The sequence below is a fragment of the Collimonas rhizosphaerae genome (assembly GCF_038896935.1).
In the GTDB taxonomy this organism is placed as follows: Bacteria; Pseudomonadota; Gammaproteobacteria; order Burkholderiales; family Burkholderiaceae_D; genus Collimonas; species Collimonas rhizosphaerae.
Map to the genome: position 1 here is coordinate 72,278 of NZ_JBANDC010000001.1, position 14,330 is coordinate 86,607.

The 14,330-nt window shown below is 56.6% G+C and carries 17 protein-coding genes; 9 read left to right on the forward strand and 8 right to left on the reverse strand.

The window, feature by feature from the left end:
- Positions 1 to 85: 85 nt before the first annotated feature.
- The 4 genes from V8G57_RS00305 to V8G57_RS00320 all read right to left on the reverse strand — a co-directional run bounded on the left by V8G57_RS00305 (position 86) and on the right by V8G57_RS00320 (position 2,306).
- The gene (locus tag V8G57_RS00305; protein WP_092399108.1) at positions 86 to 445 is read right to left on the reverse strand and encodes a hypothetical protein; all 360 of its coding nucleotides are present in this window, start codon (positions 443 to 445) and stop codon (positions 86 to 88) included.
- A 107-nt stretch (positions 446 to 552) separates the two neighbouring features.
- Positions 553 to 954 carry a roadblock/LC7 domain-containing protein gene (locus V8G57_RS00310; RefSeq protein WP_092399106.1) on the reverse strand — a complete coding sequence of 134 codons (402 nt, stop codon included), beginning with the start codon at positions 952 to 954 and terminating at the stop codon, positions 553 to 555.
- Between the two features lie 18 nt (positions 955 to 972).
- Entirely contained in the window at positions 973 to 1,464 is a 492-nt protein-coding gene (locus V8G57_RS00315) for a GTP-binding protein (RefSeq protein WP_254785123.1), read from the reverse strand.
- A 32-nt stretch (positions 1,465 to 1,496) separates the two neighbouring features.
- A complete protein-coding gene (locus tag V8G57_RS00320; RefSeq protein WP_342827723.1) occupies positions 1,497 to 2,306 on the reverse strand; it encodes a hypothetical protein in 810 nt (269 codons plus the stop codon).
- Between the two features lie 681 nt (positions 2,307 to 2,987).
- Here V8G57_RS00320 and V8G57_RS00325 point away from each other — a divergent pair.
- Together V8G57_RS00325 and V8G57_RS00330 are read left to right on the forward strand one after the other, a co-directional pair.
- Positions 2,988 to 3,392, forward strand: a complete 405-nt coding sequence (locus V8G57_RS00325) for a hypothetical protein (protein WP_342827724.1) — start codon at positions 2,988 to 2,990, stop codon at positions 3,390 to 3,392.
- Between the two features lie 237 nt (positions 3,393 to 3,629).
- Positions 3,630 to 6,929: a hypothetical protein gene (locus V8G57_RS00330; protein WP_342827725.1), complete on the forward strand. Its 3,300-nt coding sequence runs from the start codon at positions 3,630 to 3,632 to the stop codon at positions 6,927 to 6,929.
- Positions 6,930 to 6,979: 50 nt separating this feature from the next.
- Here the strand turns inward: V8G57_RS00330 and V8G57_RS00335 are convergent, their stop codons facing one another.
- Positions 6,980 to 7,468 carry a VOC family protein gene (locus V8G57_RS00335; RefSeq protein WP_342827726.1) on the reverse strand — a complete coding sequence of 163 codons (489 nt, stop codon included), beginning with the start codon at positions 7,466 to 7,468 and terminating at the stop codon, positions 6,980 to 6,982.
- 334 nt (positions 7,469 to 7,802) lie between these two features.
- The gene (locus tag V8G57_RS00340) at positions 7,803 to 8,330 is read right to left on the reverse strand and encodes a hypothetical protein (protein WP_342827728.1); all 528 of its coding nucleotides are present in this window, start codon (positions 8,328 to 8,330) and stop codon (positions 7,803 to 7,805) included.
- Between the two features lie 135 nt (positions 8,331 to 8,465).
- Here V8G57_RS00340 and V8G57_RS00345 point away from each other — a divergent pair, with 135 nt between their 5' ends.
- Positions 8,466 to 8,990: a winged helix-turn-helix transcriptional regulator gene (locus V8G57_RS00345; protein WP_342827729.1), complete on the forward strand. Its 525-nt coding sequence runs from the start codon at positions 8,466 to 8,468 to the stop codon at positions 8,988 to 8,990.
- Positions 8,991 to 9,042: 52 nt separating this feature from the next.
- Here V8G57_RS00345 and panB read toward each other — a convergent pair whose 3' ends face one another.
- Entirely contained in the window at positions 9,043 to 9,873 is an 831-nt protein-coding gene (gene panB / locus V8G57_RS00350) for a 3-methyl-2-oxobutanoate hydroxymethyltransferase (protein WP_342827730.1), read from the reverse strand.
- Positions 9,874 to 10,201: 328 nt separating this feature from the next.
- Between panB and V8G57_RS00355 the strand changes: the two genes are divergently transcribed.
- From V8G57_RS00355 to V8G57_RS00380, 6 genes are all read left to right on the forward strand, one after another.
- Positions 10,202 to 10,618, forward strand: a complete 417-nt coding sequence (locus V8G57_RS00355) for a PaaI family thioesterase (RefSeq protein ID WP_092399088.1) — start codon at positions 10,202 to 10,204, stop codon at positions 10,616 to 10,618.
- 46 nt (positions 10,619 to 10,664) lie between these two features.
- A complete protein-coding gene (locus tag V8G57_RS00360; RefSeq protein WP_342827731.1) occupies positions 10,665 to 11,087 on the forward strand; it encodes a DUF1294 domain-containing protein in 423 nt (140 codons plus the stop codon).
- A 147-nt stretch (positions 11,088 to 11,234) separates the two neighbouring features.
- Positions 11,235 to 11,648, forward strand: coding sequence for a hypothetical protein (locus V8G57_RS00365; RefSeq protein ID WP_092399084.1), 414 nt, complete (start codon positions 11,235 to 11,237; stop codon positions 11,646 to 11,648).
- Between the two features lie 288 nt (positions 11,649 to 11,936).
- Positions 11,937 to 12,203, forward strand: a complete 267-nt coding sequence (locus tag V8G57_RS00370) for a DUF1488 family protein (RefSeq protein ID WP_041741488.1) — start codon at positions 11,937 to 11,939, stop codon at positions 12,201 to 12,203.
- A gap of 74 nt (positions 12,204 to 12,277) precedes the next feature.
- Entirely contained in the window at positions 12,278 to 13,042 is a 765-nt protein-coding gene (locus tag V8G57_RS00375) for a substrate-binding domain-containing protein (protein WP_425458209.1), read from the forward strand.
- A gap of 115 nt (positions 13,043 to 13,157) precedes the next feature.
- A complete protein-coding gene (locus V8G57_RS00380; protein ID WP_342827733.1) occupies positions 13,158 to 13,334 on the forward strand; it encodes a hypothetical protein in 177 nt (58 codons plus the stop codon).
- Positions 13,335 to 13,387: 53 nt separating this feature from the next.
- On the opposite strand, the gene V8G57_RS00385 is transcribed toward V8G57_RS00380, so the two are convergent.
- On the reverse strand, positions 13,388 to 13,999 hold the full coding sequence (locus V8G57_RS00385; RefSeq protein ID WP_342827734.1) for a LysE family translocator: 612 nt from the start codon (positions 13,997 to 13,999) through the stop codon (positions 13,388 to 13,390).
- Positions 14,000 to 14,330 lie beyond the last annotated feature (331 nt).

Sequence of the window (14,330 nt, forward strand, 5' to 3'; positions counted from 1 at the left end):
CCATCGATATCGATGGCTGCCTGGCGTGCTCAGGTCCCGAGGCAAATCAAGCCAGGAGAAATTCTCATCTGGCCTGCGGCAGTGCTCACATCACCAGCGCTTGCTCTGCATCCAGTACCTTGCGGCGGGCCAGCGCCAGATTGGCTTTGCTCTTGTCCAGGACGGCATAGATGAACAGGCCGTCTTGTTTATCGATAGGGCGCAAGATGTGATACTGCTTGCCGAGGGTAATCAGGATGTCTTCGATGTTGTCTTTCAGGCCGAGGCTTTTCATGGTTTTTGTCTTGGCGCGCACTACCTCGGTATTGCCGGCCGCTGCCAGTTCCAGGTCGACGCCGGAACCGCCGGAACCCAGGATCATGCCGCTATTGCTATCGACAATTGCTGCCGCCAAAGCACCATCGATGGCCAACAATTTTTCAACGATAACATTCATGTTACTCATATTTTTTCCCCTGCATATATTGATAGCGGCGTTAAATGGACCAGAAACATCACCGTCGGCCGGCCAGCGCCGGTGATGCATGAAGTGAACTTGGAAACGGCTTGGCGTTATTGGCTGAGCTCTAGCTGCTGGATGAAATTGCTGACAATCTTGTCGACCGTCCACAGCGTGTGCCCCAGGATGGCGTCCCGATTGACAACGATGCAAAGCAAATAGGGATATTGCATGCCGACTGGCCGGAAGATGATTTTCCCGTTCGGGGTTTCAAGCAGCAGGCGATCGCATCCGTGAAAATCCACTTCCTTGCCTACCGATCGCGCAATCGCGACCAGGGAGCTGGTCATTGCCGACAGGCGCGCCGCGCTGAATTTCCGCCCCGGGTCGTGGATGGCGATTTCCTGGCCATCCAGGGTGGTCATGACTATCGTGGAAATGCCGTTTTGGGACATGCCGATTTGATTGAATACGTGGTGGGCTGCGATTGATGCAGAAGCTAGTTTGGCTTTCATGTCTCTTGATAGTTGAATTTATATTGTTACCAGCAACGAAGAAAATATATCCAATGCGTCGAGCATTTGCGATTTTTCCCGTACGTCCGCAGCGATTACCGGCACCGGCATGCCTAGTATGTCGGTGATTGCAGATGTAAACCGGTCAGCCGCCTCGGCACTGATTGGGCGTGCCTGCAACAGCATGCATGGCATGCTCTCGGATACCGAAAGTACAGTACGGATATATCTGGTCGCCACCTGAACCGCGTCTGGCTGGTTAGCGTCGATCATCACGATGACGCCGATAGACATGGAGAGCAGCCAGCCGCGCATGAAGTCGAAGCGATCCTGTCCGGGGCTGCCGTAAATATGCAATTGCTCGCCGCCATCCAGCTCCACCACGCCGAAATCGGCGCCGACGGTGGTGCTTTCTTTGGCGCAGGATGACGGATCCATGTTGGGGACATCGCAATCGACCATGAGATCGCCGCACAGAGAGCGAATGGCGGTGGTCTTGCCGATTCCCATCGGCCCTAGCAGAACAATCCGGAGTATGCACACTATGAGGTTTTCTCCAATTCTTGTGAGCGAGTCCGGCCTAGCCATTGATTGATTTTTTTGACGAACAATCCGACGCCGCCTTCATGTTGCTCAAGAGAGATCGGCCGCGATGCGTGTGCGATGCGGTCGTGGACGAGGAACATTTTATTTCTCTCTACAAGTGCGCTTTTCTTTCTCAATTCGCCAAGAAACAGCATGGCGTCACGTTCCGTCAAGCCGCCATATGTCAACAGCCAGCCCCAGCTGATGTCTTGTTTTGTCATTATTGCCAGGATTTTCTGAAAGCGGAGAGTGGAAAAGCCGTGTTCGAGACTGACCCATTTCGAGATGCGGTAGGTTTTTTGTGAAAGCGGTTCCGATTCAATATCCGGGCTGTCATTAGCTGCTTTCATGTCTAGCAATCGCAAAGCAGCACGATCCAATGCGTTAATCAAATCCGAAACGCCGAAATTGGGTAGCAAAGTCATGTCGCCTTTACGGCCTGGATAGGCAGGGGATTCAGAGATCCAGATACACACGCAGTTAGCAGGAAGTGGCTCGCGAGCAGCGAAAATCGTCATGTCCAGCAATGCCACGGAGGCGAGTTTGAGATCGGATGGACGCCATTGGGATATGGTTTTTTCATCCGCGATCTGCATCAGGAGGTCATAACGCAGGAATTCTTTTTCAGCCAGGTATTTGACGGATATGAAGGAAGTTTTACGCATCACGCAAACCGATTCGAGTGCAGCCAATGAGGATGGCGGTGAAATCGCAGAATTGTGTGCTTGCACTTTCTGGTTGGCAATTCGGCATGGTTCTTCCTTCAAAGACGCGGTAACTCAGTCGACACTGCCTTGCCGGGCCAGTGGAGGACGTAAGGGATGTGCATGCAACGTATGTTTTTCAATCGCTGGGCATACGGCAAGACTAAGCAATGCGATGAATGGGGGGTATCAGGGGATCTTGATATTTCTGTAGGCTCACTGCTGTCGACTGTAAGAATTTCCCTAATCCTGCTATGAAAATCTGATCGCCGCAGTGTGCTAAAACTGCGAATTCTTGTTGTTGTTGATCCAATTTCCAACGGCCGGTCGCTGGAATTGTTTGCACTATTGAAGGAAATGCTTACATGGATTTCAGGATGGTCTGATTGGAATTTTCTTTGACACTATGCACTATCGAACATAGGACTGAAGCAGATCCGGAAGGTAGCCAGAGGTAGCGACTAATGAGCCCAACTCTTCGAAAAATTTCTCCGCCAGCAATGAGTGCGAGCGCGTCAGCGGCAACCGTTATCACAAGCAGGAAATTCTGCACAAATCACCAGGGAGAGGTGGTGGCAGGCGCGGGCAGCTACGTTTTGCGCAGAAAATCAAAACGCTGGATCTGCTTTCGATGCCAGGAAATCATCGAAATCATCCGCTGCCGTGGTTAATAGCTACTTTCAATATTTCCGATACTTGAGTTGGCGCTGCTTAAGCAGGCTTTGAATACATCGAACTATCTGTATGACCTTTTACAACTATTCGCGTTTTCAGACCGACGAGGTGGACAACATGGTGGAAAAGATTTCAGACGACGATGCTTTATTGCTGGCGCAGATATTGCGTTCTTTTAATCTGGATGAGACAACCAGTGCTGCACGATTTATAGAGAGCCTGACTTTCGACGCCATTTTTCTTGAAGAATGGGAGAGCATCTGCGGCAATCAGCCTCAGCTGCAATTTTACGGCACGCTTGCCGAGGCCATTCTGGATGGACTGGCGAACCATGGCGACGTAGACAATGCGGTACGCGAAAAAGCCAGTCAGCTGCTTGTCGAAATTGAAGCGCATTATGAATGGCTCAGCAACTATATGAATTCAAGCAGGGGTCGCGATGCAAGACCCAGGATGGCATTCCGGCCATATTGACGCGGATTTTTCCATTGCGGCGGTGATCGAGTTCGCTTTGTCTTGACGCTGGTCAATTCAAGCTCCAATTGCTTCGTCTTATGCAATGGGATTTCGCAGCGTTGGTAAATGCCCTTTGGCTTACCTGTAGCATTTCTTGAGCTTGAGGCCAGCCAGGCACAAAATGGAACTCGGGTAATCATTTGTTTTTCATGCTTGGCATGCCAGCCTAATGCCGCAAACCACCTGGAGCCTGCCATGCCTATTCGCCCCAATGTTGGCCGGGGAATTCCGGCCATAACGCAAACTTCCGCGCAGGAACCGCCATCCACTGCATCGTCGGCCGCACAGGAGAATCCGCCAACGGAGCGCGGACGGGCGAGTGGAATGTCGGTGCAATTGTCCACGCTTTCCGATATGTCTAGAGTAAGGCGTTCCAGATCGGAACTCAACCTCCCACGCAAGACGGATGCAGGCGTTTCCTTGTCACGCAGTTTTCGTGAACCGCCGGCGTCCGCCTCGGCGGCGCTGCTCGACAGTGTGGTGCGTAGCGACGATGGGAGGTGGAGTGAAGAATCATTGGCGCAATCCCTTGCTTCGAAAGGCAAGGCTAAACTTGAGGAACGATCCGGCGTGATCGATCTTCACACTTTGCCAGACATGGACTCGTCGGCCGCGCCGCTGACGAGTGAGGAAATCGTCGCCTCATGGCTGTCGAAGGCTGAATTGAGCAATCCGCGAAGGCGCGGTGAGGCAGAGCTTTCGTCGAGTGCATCGCGCGCACCGCCGATAGGCTCTTCCCGACGCAGTGTCGCCTCCTTGCCCAGCATTGCCGAGCAGCAGGACGACCGGCGGGATCAACAACGCACCGAGCCCTCTACCAGTTCCGGCGCGCGCCGCAATGGCAGCGTGAAGCCGCGGCCGGAGGTGCTGGAGCGCCAGTCGGGCACGCTGGCCGCCGCTGCTCCGCAATTCTCTCGCGGCACAGTCAAAGACCGATTTGCACAATTGGTCAATATCAAAAAAGTCCCATTCACGCCTCCCATCCGGGTCGAACAGTGGAATCTGGAGAGCACGCTGGAGATTTGCCAGGGGTGGCGCAACAGCCAGGCCGGCTCGCCGGCAATACCGGAATTGTCCAGGCTCATGGCGCTTAATTTCGAACGTGCCCATGCCGGCGCGATTCCCGAGGAAAGGCGAGGGCAGAGGCTTCTTCCCAAAGGAGCGGGAGACGACGACTACTACCGGGAAATGATCGCGACCTTCCTCAAAGCTGCAGGGATCGAGAATTCCGACGAAGTGCTCAATAGTTTCAAGACGACCGGAACCGGTGCTCTGCACCGGCAGCCGGTCATGTCTTCGTCTACGGTGGGCGGCGCTGTAAGCAGCATCGCGCAGATTGCCGCTTCCTCCCATCCGGCAGCAAAAACCGCACTGTCGGCGGTCCAATTGATTCTCACGGCCGTGACTGCCAAGCTTTCGTTCGACTCCGCCGAGTTGCGCATGCGTAACGCCGGCACCGAGGAAATCATGCCATTGGGAAAAGCCGATGCCTCTCCGAGCGCCAAAACCGGACCCAACGTATTGGGTGCGGCGGCAACGCTCGTATGGCGTTTGCCGAAGATCCGGCAATGCGTGCAGCGGATGGAAAAAGCACAGATCCTGCTCGATGCCGCGAAATCAAGGCTTGCCGTTGTGGACATCTCTCCCGCAGAACGTCTGCAAGCTGAAAACGATGTCCGTGCCGCAGGAGGAAAACTCGGCATCGAGTACGCGCGGTTCTGCTTGCGCAACGAGCTGAAGACGGACTACAAAACCGCTTCTGAAAGCGCCAAAATCGAATATGAGGGTAACAAGCGCTACCTGGGCGTCAGTGGCGCAAGTGCTGCGTTTTCCGTCACGTCGACCGTTCTGGGTATCTTGTCCCATGCTGTTGCAGCCACCGTGACGGGGGGCTTCAGTGCCGTAGCGGTGACGGCGGTGGCATTGATGTATGTGGGTTATCAGCTCAGTTCCGGACCGAGCAAAGATGGAGAGTCCAAGGCGAAGCGCGCCATCGTGGCGCTTGGGAAGTCGCTCGATCTGCTCGGCGGCAATGCGGCCAGACAGCAAAAGGAAAGAGCGCAAGCCTATCAAATTTACATCAAGGAAAAACGCCTCTGGCGCCGCCCGGAAGTGCGCGCGCAGGCAAAGACCAGGCTGCTCGCCGCGTTAGACGATATCGCGCGCCGTGACACGACAGAGCATGACGTCAAGCCGCTGGCGAACTGGACAGCCTATGCCGATTACCGGCAGCAGATGGAAGCCGCCGCCGCTGACCCGCATGCCATGCAGGAGCTGGAAGCGGCCTTTACGCAAGCGCACCAGGCCGAGTTCAAGGCTTCGACCCTCGCTGACTCCTGGAAAACACCGTATCGCATGCGCCTCGACAGCATGGGCCGTATCTTGCTCGGCAAGAGCGGCAAGACAATGGCGGCATTGCTGAAATCCGCCGCCCGCACCGGACAGGCATCATCCGGCCGGCCTGAGCGTCGCACATTTGTGCAGGCGGAGATTCATGCCGGCTTGCGCGCCGACGTCAAAGCCAGCCTGCGCGATTGGATCTCATTTGAGCTGGCGCAATCGAACATCAAGAGCGTGCTCTCCGAGGGTGAAGGCCCCGCTGCGGAAGCCGGTTTGCAATCGGCCGCCCGGGCTCTTGCAGCGATCAGGGATGGCGATGCACAGGCGCTGTTCACCGGCGATGGCCGCGGTCAGGTAGAAGCGACCGAATTGGCGAAGAGATTGACTGCCGGCGAGGCCGAGCGCTACTCCATAACCAATGCCGGTTCTGCCACGCTGGCAGGTGTCGCCAATACTTTCGGCGCTGCGGTGAGCCTAGGCCTCAACATCAAGAATGAAATCAAGATAAGCCACGGCATCCACGTTCCCAAGACGTACAACGATCAGAACGACGCGCGCGTGTTTGTGCAGGGAACGGCTCCGGTCACGGCGCCATACATTTCGGCCGAACGCGCCCGGTTCCAGAAGACCAGCATGGCGAAGCTGTTGGGAACGCTGGCGCGGGATGGCGATCCGGTTTCTCTCGGATTGGACATCGCCGAGGCAGATCCGTCGGCGATGGATATGAGCGATCCGCGGATCGATGTCGCACTCGACAGGCTGGTGGACGATCTCGAAAGACTTGCCGACTTGCCGGACGACATCAAGCTTTCGATTGGCGGGAAGAGCATCGCAACCGGCAAGTTGAGCGGCACGTCGAACTATTTCGATTGGCGCTACAGGCAGGCCTCGGCCGGTACCAAGGCCCGGTTTCAGATGCGGCGTACCGGGATGATTGTTAATAACATGCATGTACCCATCACGTCCCCGATCAGCCAGCTCGTGGCGCAGATTCCGCTATCCGTGACCCGGCGCGCGGCCAATCGCGGCCAAGAGATGAGCCATGACGTGCGCGACCGCCTCACCGGTCTCACCAGGCAATCGTCGTCCATCGGTCCAGTAGACGAGGGAGCGGCGCCGGCAGAAGCGGCGTTGAAGATTCAGGCAAACATTTAAGTGGAAATTCTGCTTCAATGAGAACGTCCGATGCGCGTATTAGGACAGTATTATGAGCCTTGACCGCGCCGAGCCGCTTCAATCGCAGCGATGTCTATCTTTCTCATCCCCATCATGGCATCGAACGCCCGCTTGGCCGCAGCGCGATCAGGATCGGTGACCGCGGCCGTCAGGACGCGTGGCGTGATCTGCCACGACAATCCCCATTTGTCCTTGCACCAGCCGCACGCGCTTTCCTGGCCGCCATTTCCGACAATCGCGTGCCACAAGCGGTCCGTTTCGGCCTGGTTGTCGGTCGCGACCTGGAATGAGAAAGCCTCGTTGTGCTTGATCGCCGGCCCCCCGTTCAGGCCAAGACAAGGAATGCCCATCACCGTAAACTCGACCGTCAGGACGTCGTTCTCCTTACCCGCAGGATAGTCGCCAGGCGCGCGATGGACTGCCCCCACCGCGCTGTCCGGGAACGTCTCGGCGTAGAATTTCGCAGCGTCCAGCGCCGCGCCGTCGAACCAGAGACAAATCGTGTTTTTGCTGACCATGTTGTTTCTCCTGAATTGGAACAGATAAAAGAAGCCTCATCCGCCTCTCAACATTTGGGCTGGGTATGCCTAGTCACACGCTTCTTCGATTTGATTTCCTGAAAATAGTGCCGGCAAAATTCCTGGCTCCCAGATGGTCCGCAGATCAAGATGGAATACATTACTTGATTGCTGAACAACAATGATGATTCTTTTCTATGGTCGATGGCAAGTGGCGCGGATGATGGCTTGCTATTATTTTATGCCTACATCCGGCCACAAGCGGACGATTAGCCATCTTCCGCAAATAGGTTTCCGTCTCACGGGTTTCGGCGCCGTACGTCTTGCACGGTGATTACTGCGCTGCGCGGGCAAGGAAACTGGTGGAACGGGAAGTGCGCAGCAAGATCGCGAACACCAGCACATGGGTCCAAAGCAAGAGAGGAACGCCGACAGTCGGGATAAACCAGGCAGCACCGAGCGCAGCCGGCTCGATGCCTACGCCGATCACGCCTTGGTAGAAGGCGAACAAAAGGTCGGCAAAACCCCACAAGTTGAACACCCAGATCGCGATGCGCGAATAGCGGCCTGATCCCATCGTCAAAGCCACCCACGCCAGCACCGTTGCAACGAGATCGCCGTACGCCGCGGGCGCGGCGAACCCCACGGCAAGACTCGGGCCGACGACGCCCGGCACGATGAAAGCCAAACCTATGAAGCGGAACAAGTGCAGATGCAGAATAGGACGTATCGCCGCGTGCAGCGGGAGCTCGCGCACGCGCGGCCAGACATAGGTAAGGCAGAATGCTCCCCACGCGAGCATGCCGAAGGCGACGCTCGCCGCAAAGGGAAGTAAGGTTGCAAGGTTTCTGATGGGTTCCATACAAGACTCCAATAGAATGTTTCCGACATCAACGCCAGTGAGCGATGCTTGACCTTGCCCAGCCGCGCTGCTCATGGCTCATGGCATGCGCCAGCGCCAATATCCTGTAGCTGCCAGGCGGCATCGGACTTAAACTTGCAAAATGCAAGTTCGAACTTGTATTTTGCAAGTATTTTGGATAAAGTCAAGCAATGGACAACAAAAACCCGATTCCGCCCCGACGACCGTTACGCAGGAGTTTCTTTGCCACGCGCTAAGCAGGGTGCTGCGCGCCCCCAAAACAACACGAGCTCGGCTCACAACGAGAATCGCCGATCGGTATGCCCGGTCGCGTGCACCTTGGATCTTTTAGGCGACAAGTGGACTCTGCTTGTCGTTCGAGATTTGATGTACGGTAAGTCGCATTTCAAGGAATTCCTCGCGTCGCCAGAGAGAATCGCAACCAATATCCTTGCCGAGCGGCTCGCCCGGCTTTCTGCCAGCGGTCTTGTCGAACGCTACCCGTCCAGCGATATTGCCGGCAGGGAGGCTTATCGATTGACTGAGAAGGGACGTTCGCTCCAAGGGCTGATGGCCCAGCTCAGGACCTGGGGACTGGATCACATTGATGGAACTGACGCGCGGCTGCAGACAGATAGTTCGAAATCCTTGTCCGACTGACCGATTGAGCAAATGTACTTTTGCTGTCGGCGAGGTCATTAGCCAGGGTCGTCTAGAAGCAGTGTTCCGAGGCAGGGAAGGACTTGTCCCTCACCGCCTTGATATAGGCGCGGACAGCAGCTTCAATGCTCGACTGCCCCTCCATGAAATTGCGCACGAAGCGGGCCTTCTTGCCGGGGAATACGTCCAGCATGTCGTGCATCACAAGCACTTGTCCCGAGCAGTCGGGGCCGGCGCCTATGCCGATGGTTGGGATGGCCAGCATCTCAGTCACTTCCTTGCCCAGCGCAGCCGGAATCGCTTCAAGCAGGAGCAGCGTTGCGCCTGCAGCCTGGAGCGCCATGGCGTCGGCTTTCAGCCGCTCCGCGCTTTCCGCTGTTTTTCCCTGCACCTTGAATCCGCCCAGTTGATGCACGGCTTGCGGCGTCAGGCCGAGATGGGCGAATACCGGTATGCCGCGCTCGGTGAGGAATTTTACGGTGTCCGCCAGCCATGCGCCTCCTTCAAGCTTGACCATCTGCGCGCCTGCCTGCATCAGCTTCACTGCATTGTCGAATGCCGACTGCGGCGTGGCATAGCTGCCGAACGGCATGTCTGCGGCCAGCAGCGCAGTCTGGTTTCCGCGCGCGGCGCATGCGGTGTGATAGGCAATATCCGCAATCGTCACCGGCAGCGTCGTGCCATGTCCCTGCAAGACATTGCCGAGCGAGTCGCCGACCAGCAACAAGTCAACGCCACAGTAGTCCATGAGCGACGCAAAGCTGGCGTCGTAGCAGGTCAGCGTCGCAATCTTTTCGCCGGCGGCTCGCATGGCCGATAGTGATTGCATGGTAACCGCCTTGCGGCGCACGGCGCCTTCGCGTTCCTGCAGGTATCCAGACATAGTCATTCCTTAATGTTGAAAAGTGCACACTTGCCACATGCTGCCGACGCGCCCAGGCGCCGCGTCGTTGTCCTGACCGTGCTCAATCAGGTTAAAGCTTTTCCTCTTGCATGACGCCAGGAGCGGGGAGGGGGAGTGATGATACCCGAAAAGGCTGCGATCTTTGCCGGCGCCAGGTAACGCGGCGCCTGGAATTGTTGTGCCGAATCGGCCGAGTCCACCTTCTTGCTGGAAATGGTTTTCCTTATGCATAATGACTGCATGCATATCCGGTCCGCCTAATGATCGTTAGGCGGTATCCACTTTCCTGACAAGAGGCAAATTCTCCATGAGTGGCATTCAAGAAAGAATCGCAGCCAGCTTCAACGCGCAGGGCCTGATGGCGACCCTCGGCGCCCGGCTGGTCTCAGTCGCGGACGGCGAGGTGCAAATCGAATTGCCGTTTTCCACCCGGCTTTCGCAGCAGCGCGGTTATGTTCACGCTGGCGCAATAACCAGCATTGTTGACAGTGCATGCGGGTACGCGGCGCTGACCAAGGCGTCGTTGGAAAGCGATGTTGTGACTGCCGAGTTCAAGATCAACTTCGTGCGCCCTGCGATTGGCGAACGATTCCTGGCAGTCGGAAAAGTGCAGACTTCGGGCAAGCTGCTCACTGTCTGCACGGGAGAAGTCCAAGCCTTGTCGGGAGGCGTCTGGAAAGTGGTCGCCATCATGCAGGCAACGATCGTCAATGTTGGCGCCTGACGCCTGATTCCGCTCCATATATCTGATCATGGATGACAAGGGACGTTTGCGCGCCGACAAGAGGGCAGCAGCGGTGCCTTCCTCGGGAGCGGGGCGGTCCGGCGTTGTCTTTACCGTTCTGTTCTACTGTTTCCTGCTGGTGGCCACATTGATGGTGTGGATTCCGCTTGCGGTGCTTGTCTTCTACCACGCGGCAAGCGCCATCGCGTTTCTCGCGTATGCACTTGACAAGGACGCCGCAAAGAAAAAACGATGGCGCACCAAGGAGAGCACGCTGCACCTGCTGGCGCTTGCCGGCGGCTGGCCAGGGGCTTTCCTGGCCCAGAGAATAATGCGCCACAAATCGAAGAAAGAAGAATTCCAGGCGGTATTCTGGATCACCGTCATCTTGAATTGCTGCGCGCTTGGCTGGATTCTCACGAAGCCTGGCGCCGGTTTCCTGCGCTCTGCCATGGCCTTGGGCGCATAGGCAATGTTGAGCAGATCGACATGAGGCGCTCCACGTTGCCGAAAGCACTCAAATATTAGCGAGAAAACAACATGTTGTAATGCTCGCTATCGCACATACGGCCGCGAAGGTTTCCGATAGATTCAAATTTTAGATCGGAGATCCATCATGCCAGCCAAGCGAAATTTTTCCTTATCCACGTTTATTGATTGCAAGGCAATACGGCAACTGGCCTTGGCGCTCTTTATCTCCGGCGCCTCGCTGGCAGCCGTGGCCGCCGGCAATCCGCAAGATGCGAATGCACGCTACCAGGCGGAACGGGCAGCCTGCCTGAACGGACAATCGAACCAGGCGCGCGAGACTTGCCTGCGCGAAGCCGGCGCCGCTTTGCAAGAGTCAAAAAGAGGCCACCTCAGCGACAACCCGGAGGCCGACCAAAAGAATGCCCTGTTAAGGTGCAACGCTTTGCCGGCCGACGACAGGGATGCGTGCCAGCGCCGCATAGCAGGTGAAGGCACGGCGACCGGCAGCGTACTTGACGGTGGCGTGCTGCGGGAATTGACTGTGCCGGATCGCAAATAGGCGTCCTGCTTTTGAATTGAAGCGGCCGGCCAAAGCCAAGCCGCGCGGCTTGCCGGCTGCGCGGTGTGGATATTGGTAAATGCTCAATACATCGATCGTGATGTATTGGGCTGCGGTTAAATGCGTATCTAAATGCGCATAAATTTTGAACTTGCGAAACGGGTGCGATGTCTTATTCCATCAGCTCCATCGCAGGCGTCCGCATGGTTTCAAGGCTGGCGCGACAGTTACTGTTCAATGCTGGGATGGGAATGCTGGTTTTACCACCTATTTTCAGGAGAGAAGAAAATGCGGATTTCCTTTCTCGGTGCAATAGTCCACGATCCCAATTCCAACAGCGTCATCATTCCAGTCGTCATTGATAACAAACTGACAAAATGCAATGTCACCAAGGAATGCCTGGATAATAAATTCTACGCGGGGCCGCAACCGGAAGACCGGCTTGCGACTTATCGCGGCCATAAGGTCGAGATCCAGATAGCGCTTGCCCACAAGCTCAGGGCAACGGGACGCCGCAACGGCGTTACACTGTTGGCTGACGATTTTAACGATTAGATAATTCTTCATTATTGCAGGCCGGTATTCAACCGGAACAGCGGATAATATCGAGCATGCATATCAAACCTGTCATGTCCCGGCTGATCGCTCTTGGAGCGATCAGCCTTGCCTTGTGCGCCAGCACTGTACAAGCCGATGAAATCGATGTGATGAACTCGGGTGGCTTTACCGCCGCCTATAAATCCTTGCAGCCCAAATTTGAAGCGGCTACCGGCCATGCGCTGGCAACCGCCTGGGGACCTTCCATGGGCAAGGCGCCGGAAGCGATTCCCAACCGCCTGCAGCGGGGCGAACCGGCTGATGTCGTGATCATGGTCGGTTATGCCTTGGACGAATTGATCAAGCAAGGCAGAGTGATTGCCGGCAGCCGCGTCGATCTGGCGGATTCCCGCATTGGCATGGCGGTCCGGAGCGGCGCCGCCAAACCGGACATCAGCACGGTGGCAGGCTTGAAATCGGCTTTGCTCGGTGCGCAATCGATTGCCTATTCAGATAGCGCCAGCGGAGTCTATATCGAGCGCGAGCTGTTCAAGAAGCTGGGCATTGAAGAACAGGTCAAGCCGAAAGCCCGCATGATCCAGAAAACCCCGGTCGCTGCACTGGTGGCTGGCGGCCAGTACGAACTGGGATTCCAGCAGGTGAGCGAGATATTGCCGGTGCAAGGCGTCGATTTTGTCGCCAGGATTCCTGAGCAGGTCCAGAGCATCACCACTTTCGCGGCCGGCATTCCAGTCGGCGCCAAACATCCGGACGCCGCGCGCGCATTGATTCGTTACCTGGCTTCGCCGGAGGCGCGCGCCGACGTGATCAAGAGCGGCCTCGATCCGCGCCAGTGAACTGCGCCGCGCGCAGGCACGCAATACGGATCAAATATTCGTTCGCAAGCAGCGGCGGCAATGGATTAACATGTGGTATCTGCCGACATGTATCCACTGCCCGTATCCGAGCTATATGAAATTACCGATCGCTATTGTCATAGGTTGCATCATCATCGCAGTTGCCATATTCCTGGGCCTTACCTACGACAAGCGCACCTGGATGGCGTCATGCACCAGCGGCAATGAACTTTTCCTCAAAGACCAGACGGCGCAAACCTGCGAGCTGCAATACGTCAAATCCAGGAAATAAATCGAGGGGCGGACAGCTTGCCGGCGGGCGCCGGCGCTGTCGTGAAAAATTTCTTATCTCTCAGTCAGCGCCAGCTTGACCGCCAAGGCGCCAAACGCCGCTGCAAAACTGCGCCGCATCCAGGTCATGACATGCGGCCGCGATACCACGCGATCGCGCATCACGGCGGCAAACACGCCATAGCCTGAAAAAATCACGAAGGTGGCCAGCATGAAGGCGCCGGACAGTTCCAGCATGCGCAACAGCGGATGCGTATCCTGGGGACTGACGAACTGCGGCAAGAACGCGACGAAGAAGATGGATAGCTTCGGATTGAGGATGTTGACGAGGACGCCATCGACGATCACGCGCAGGTCGGAGCGTTTGTCTTCGACGCGGTCCACCCGCAATGCGCCTTTCTCGCGCAAGGAACTCCAGGCCATGAACAGGAGATAGGCGATGCCCGCATACTTGACGGCGTTGAAGGCAAGCGCCCTGGCGTGCAGGATCGCGGCCAGTCCGAACATGGCGGCGCCGAGGTGCGGCAGGATTCCCAGCGTACAGCTGAAGGCGGCCAGGATGCTGGCCTTTGTTCCGCGCGACAGGCCGGCGGACAAGGTGTAGATCACCCCGGTGCCGGGCGATGCGACAATGATCAAGGTCGTCAGCAGGAATCCGAGTGTCATTGGCCGGTCCTCAATGATGTGGTTTGCGGGCAGGATGGTGAGTCGCGATTGCAAAGTCTATCATTGAAAACAGCTTTGGTATTCCGGGGCGTCATTACGTGGGGAAATGCTGGGGAGGGGGCACAAGGGGGTAAATGTATTGGCGCACGCGCCAGCTGTGGAAGCGTGCCGCTGCTCCCAGTGCGGTTTGTTGCATGCCAAGCCTGAACTCCACCGGCCGATCCACATATACATCAAATCGGTGGAAAGCGTCCAGCCCGGTTCAGGCAAGTCTTTCGACGCCAGGCATGTCATTCGAGAGCTGTAAAACGGCTCTCGGGGCCTGGCGCTC

Excerpts from the sequence above, each read along its gene's own strand:
- V8G57_RS00305 (WP_092399108.1), bottom strand. The coding sequence starts at position 445 with ATGAGTAACATGAATGTTATCGTTGAAAAATTGTTGGCCATCGATGGT.
- V8G57_RS00310 (WP_092399106.1), bottom strand. The coding sequence starts at position 954 with ATGAAAGCCAAACTAGCTTCTGCATCAATCGCAGCCCACCACGTATTC.
- V8G57_RS00315 (WP_254785123.1), bottom strand. The coding sequence starts at position 1,464 with ATGGGAATCGGCAAGACCACCGCCATTCGCTCTCTGTGCGGCGATCTC.
- V8G57_RS00325 (WP_342827724.1), top strand. The coding sequence starts at position 2,988 with ATGACCTTTTACAACTATTCGCGTTTTCAGACCGACGAGGTGGACAAC.
- V8G57_RS00330 (WP_342827725.1), top strand. The coding sequence starts at position 3,630 with ATGCCTATTCGCCCCAATGTTGGCCGGGGAATTCCGGCCATAACGCAA.
- V8G57_RS00335 (WP_342827726.1), bottom strand. The coding sequence starts at position 7,468 with ATGGTCAGCAAAAACACGATTTGTCTCTGGTTCGACGGCGCGGCGCTG.
- V8G57_RS00340 (WP_342827728.1), bottom strand. The coding sequence starts at position 8,330 with ATGGAACCCATCAGAAACCTTGCAACCTTACTTCCCTTTGCGGCGAGC.
- panB (WP_342827730.1), bottom strand. The coding sequence starts at position 9,873 with ATGTCTGGATACCTGCAGGAACGCGAAGGCGCCGTGCGCCGCAAGGCG.
- V8G57_RS00355 (WP_092399088.1), top strand. The coding sequence starts at position 10,202 with ATGAGTGGCATTCAAGAAAGAATCGCAGCCAGCTTCAACGCGCAGGGC.
- V8G57_RS00365 (WP_092399084.1), top strand. The coding sequence starts at position 11,235 with ATGCCAGCCAAGCGAAATTTTTCCTTATCCACGTTTATTGATTGCAAG.
- V8G57_RS00370 (WP_041741488.1), top strand. The coding sequence starts at position 11,937 with ATGCGGATTTCCTTTCTCGGTGCAATAGTCCACGATCCCAATTCCAAC.
- V8G57_RS00375 (WP_425458209.1), top strand. The coding sequence starts at position 12,278 with ATGTCCCGGCTGATCGCTCTTGGAGCGATCAGCCTTGCCTTGTGCGCC.
- V8G57_RS00380 (WP_342827733.1), top strand. The coding sequence starts at position 13,158 with ATGAAATTACCGATCGCTATTGTCATAGGTTGCATCATCATCGCAGTT.
- V8G57_RS00385 (WP_342827734.1), bottom strand. The coding sequence starts at position 13,999 with ATGACACTCGGATTCCTGCTGACGACCTTGATCATTGTCGCATCGCCC.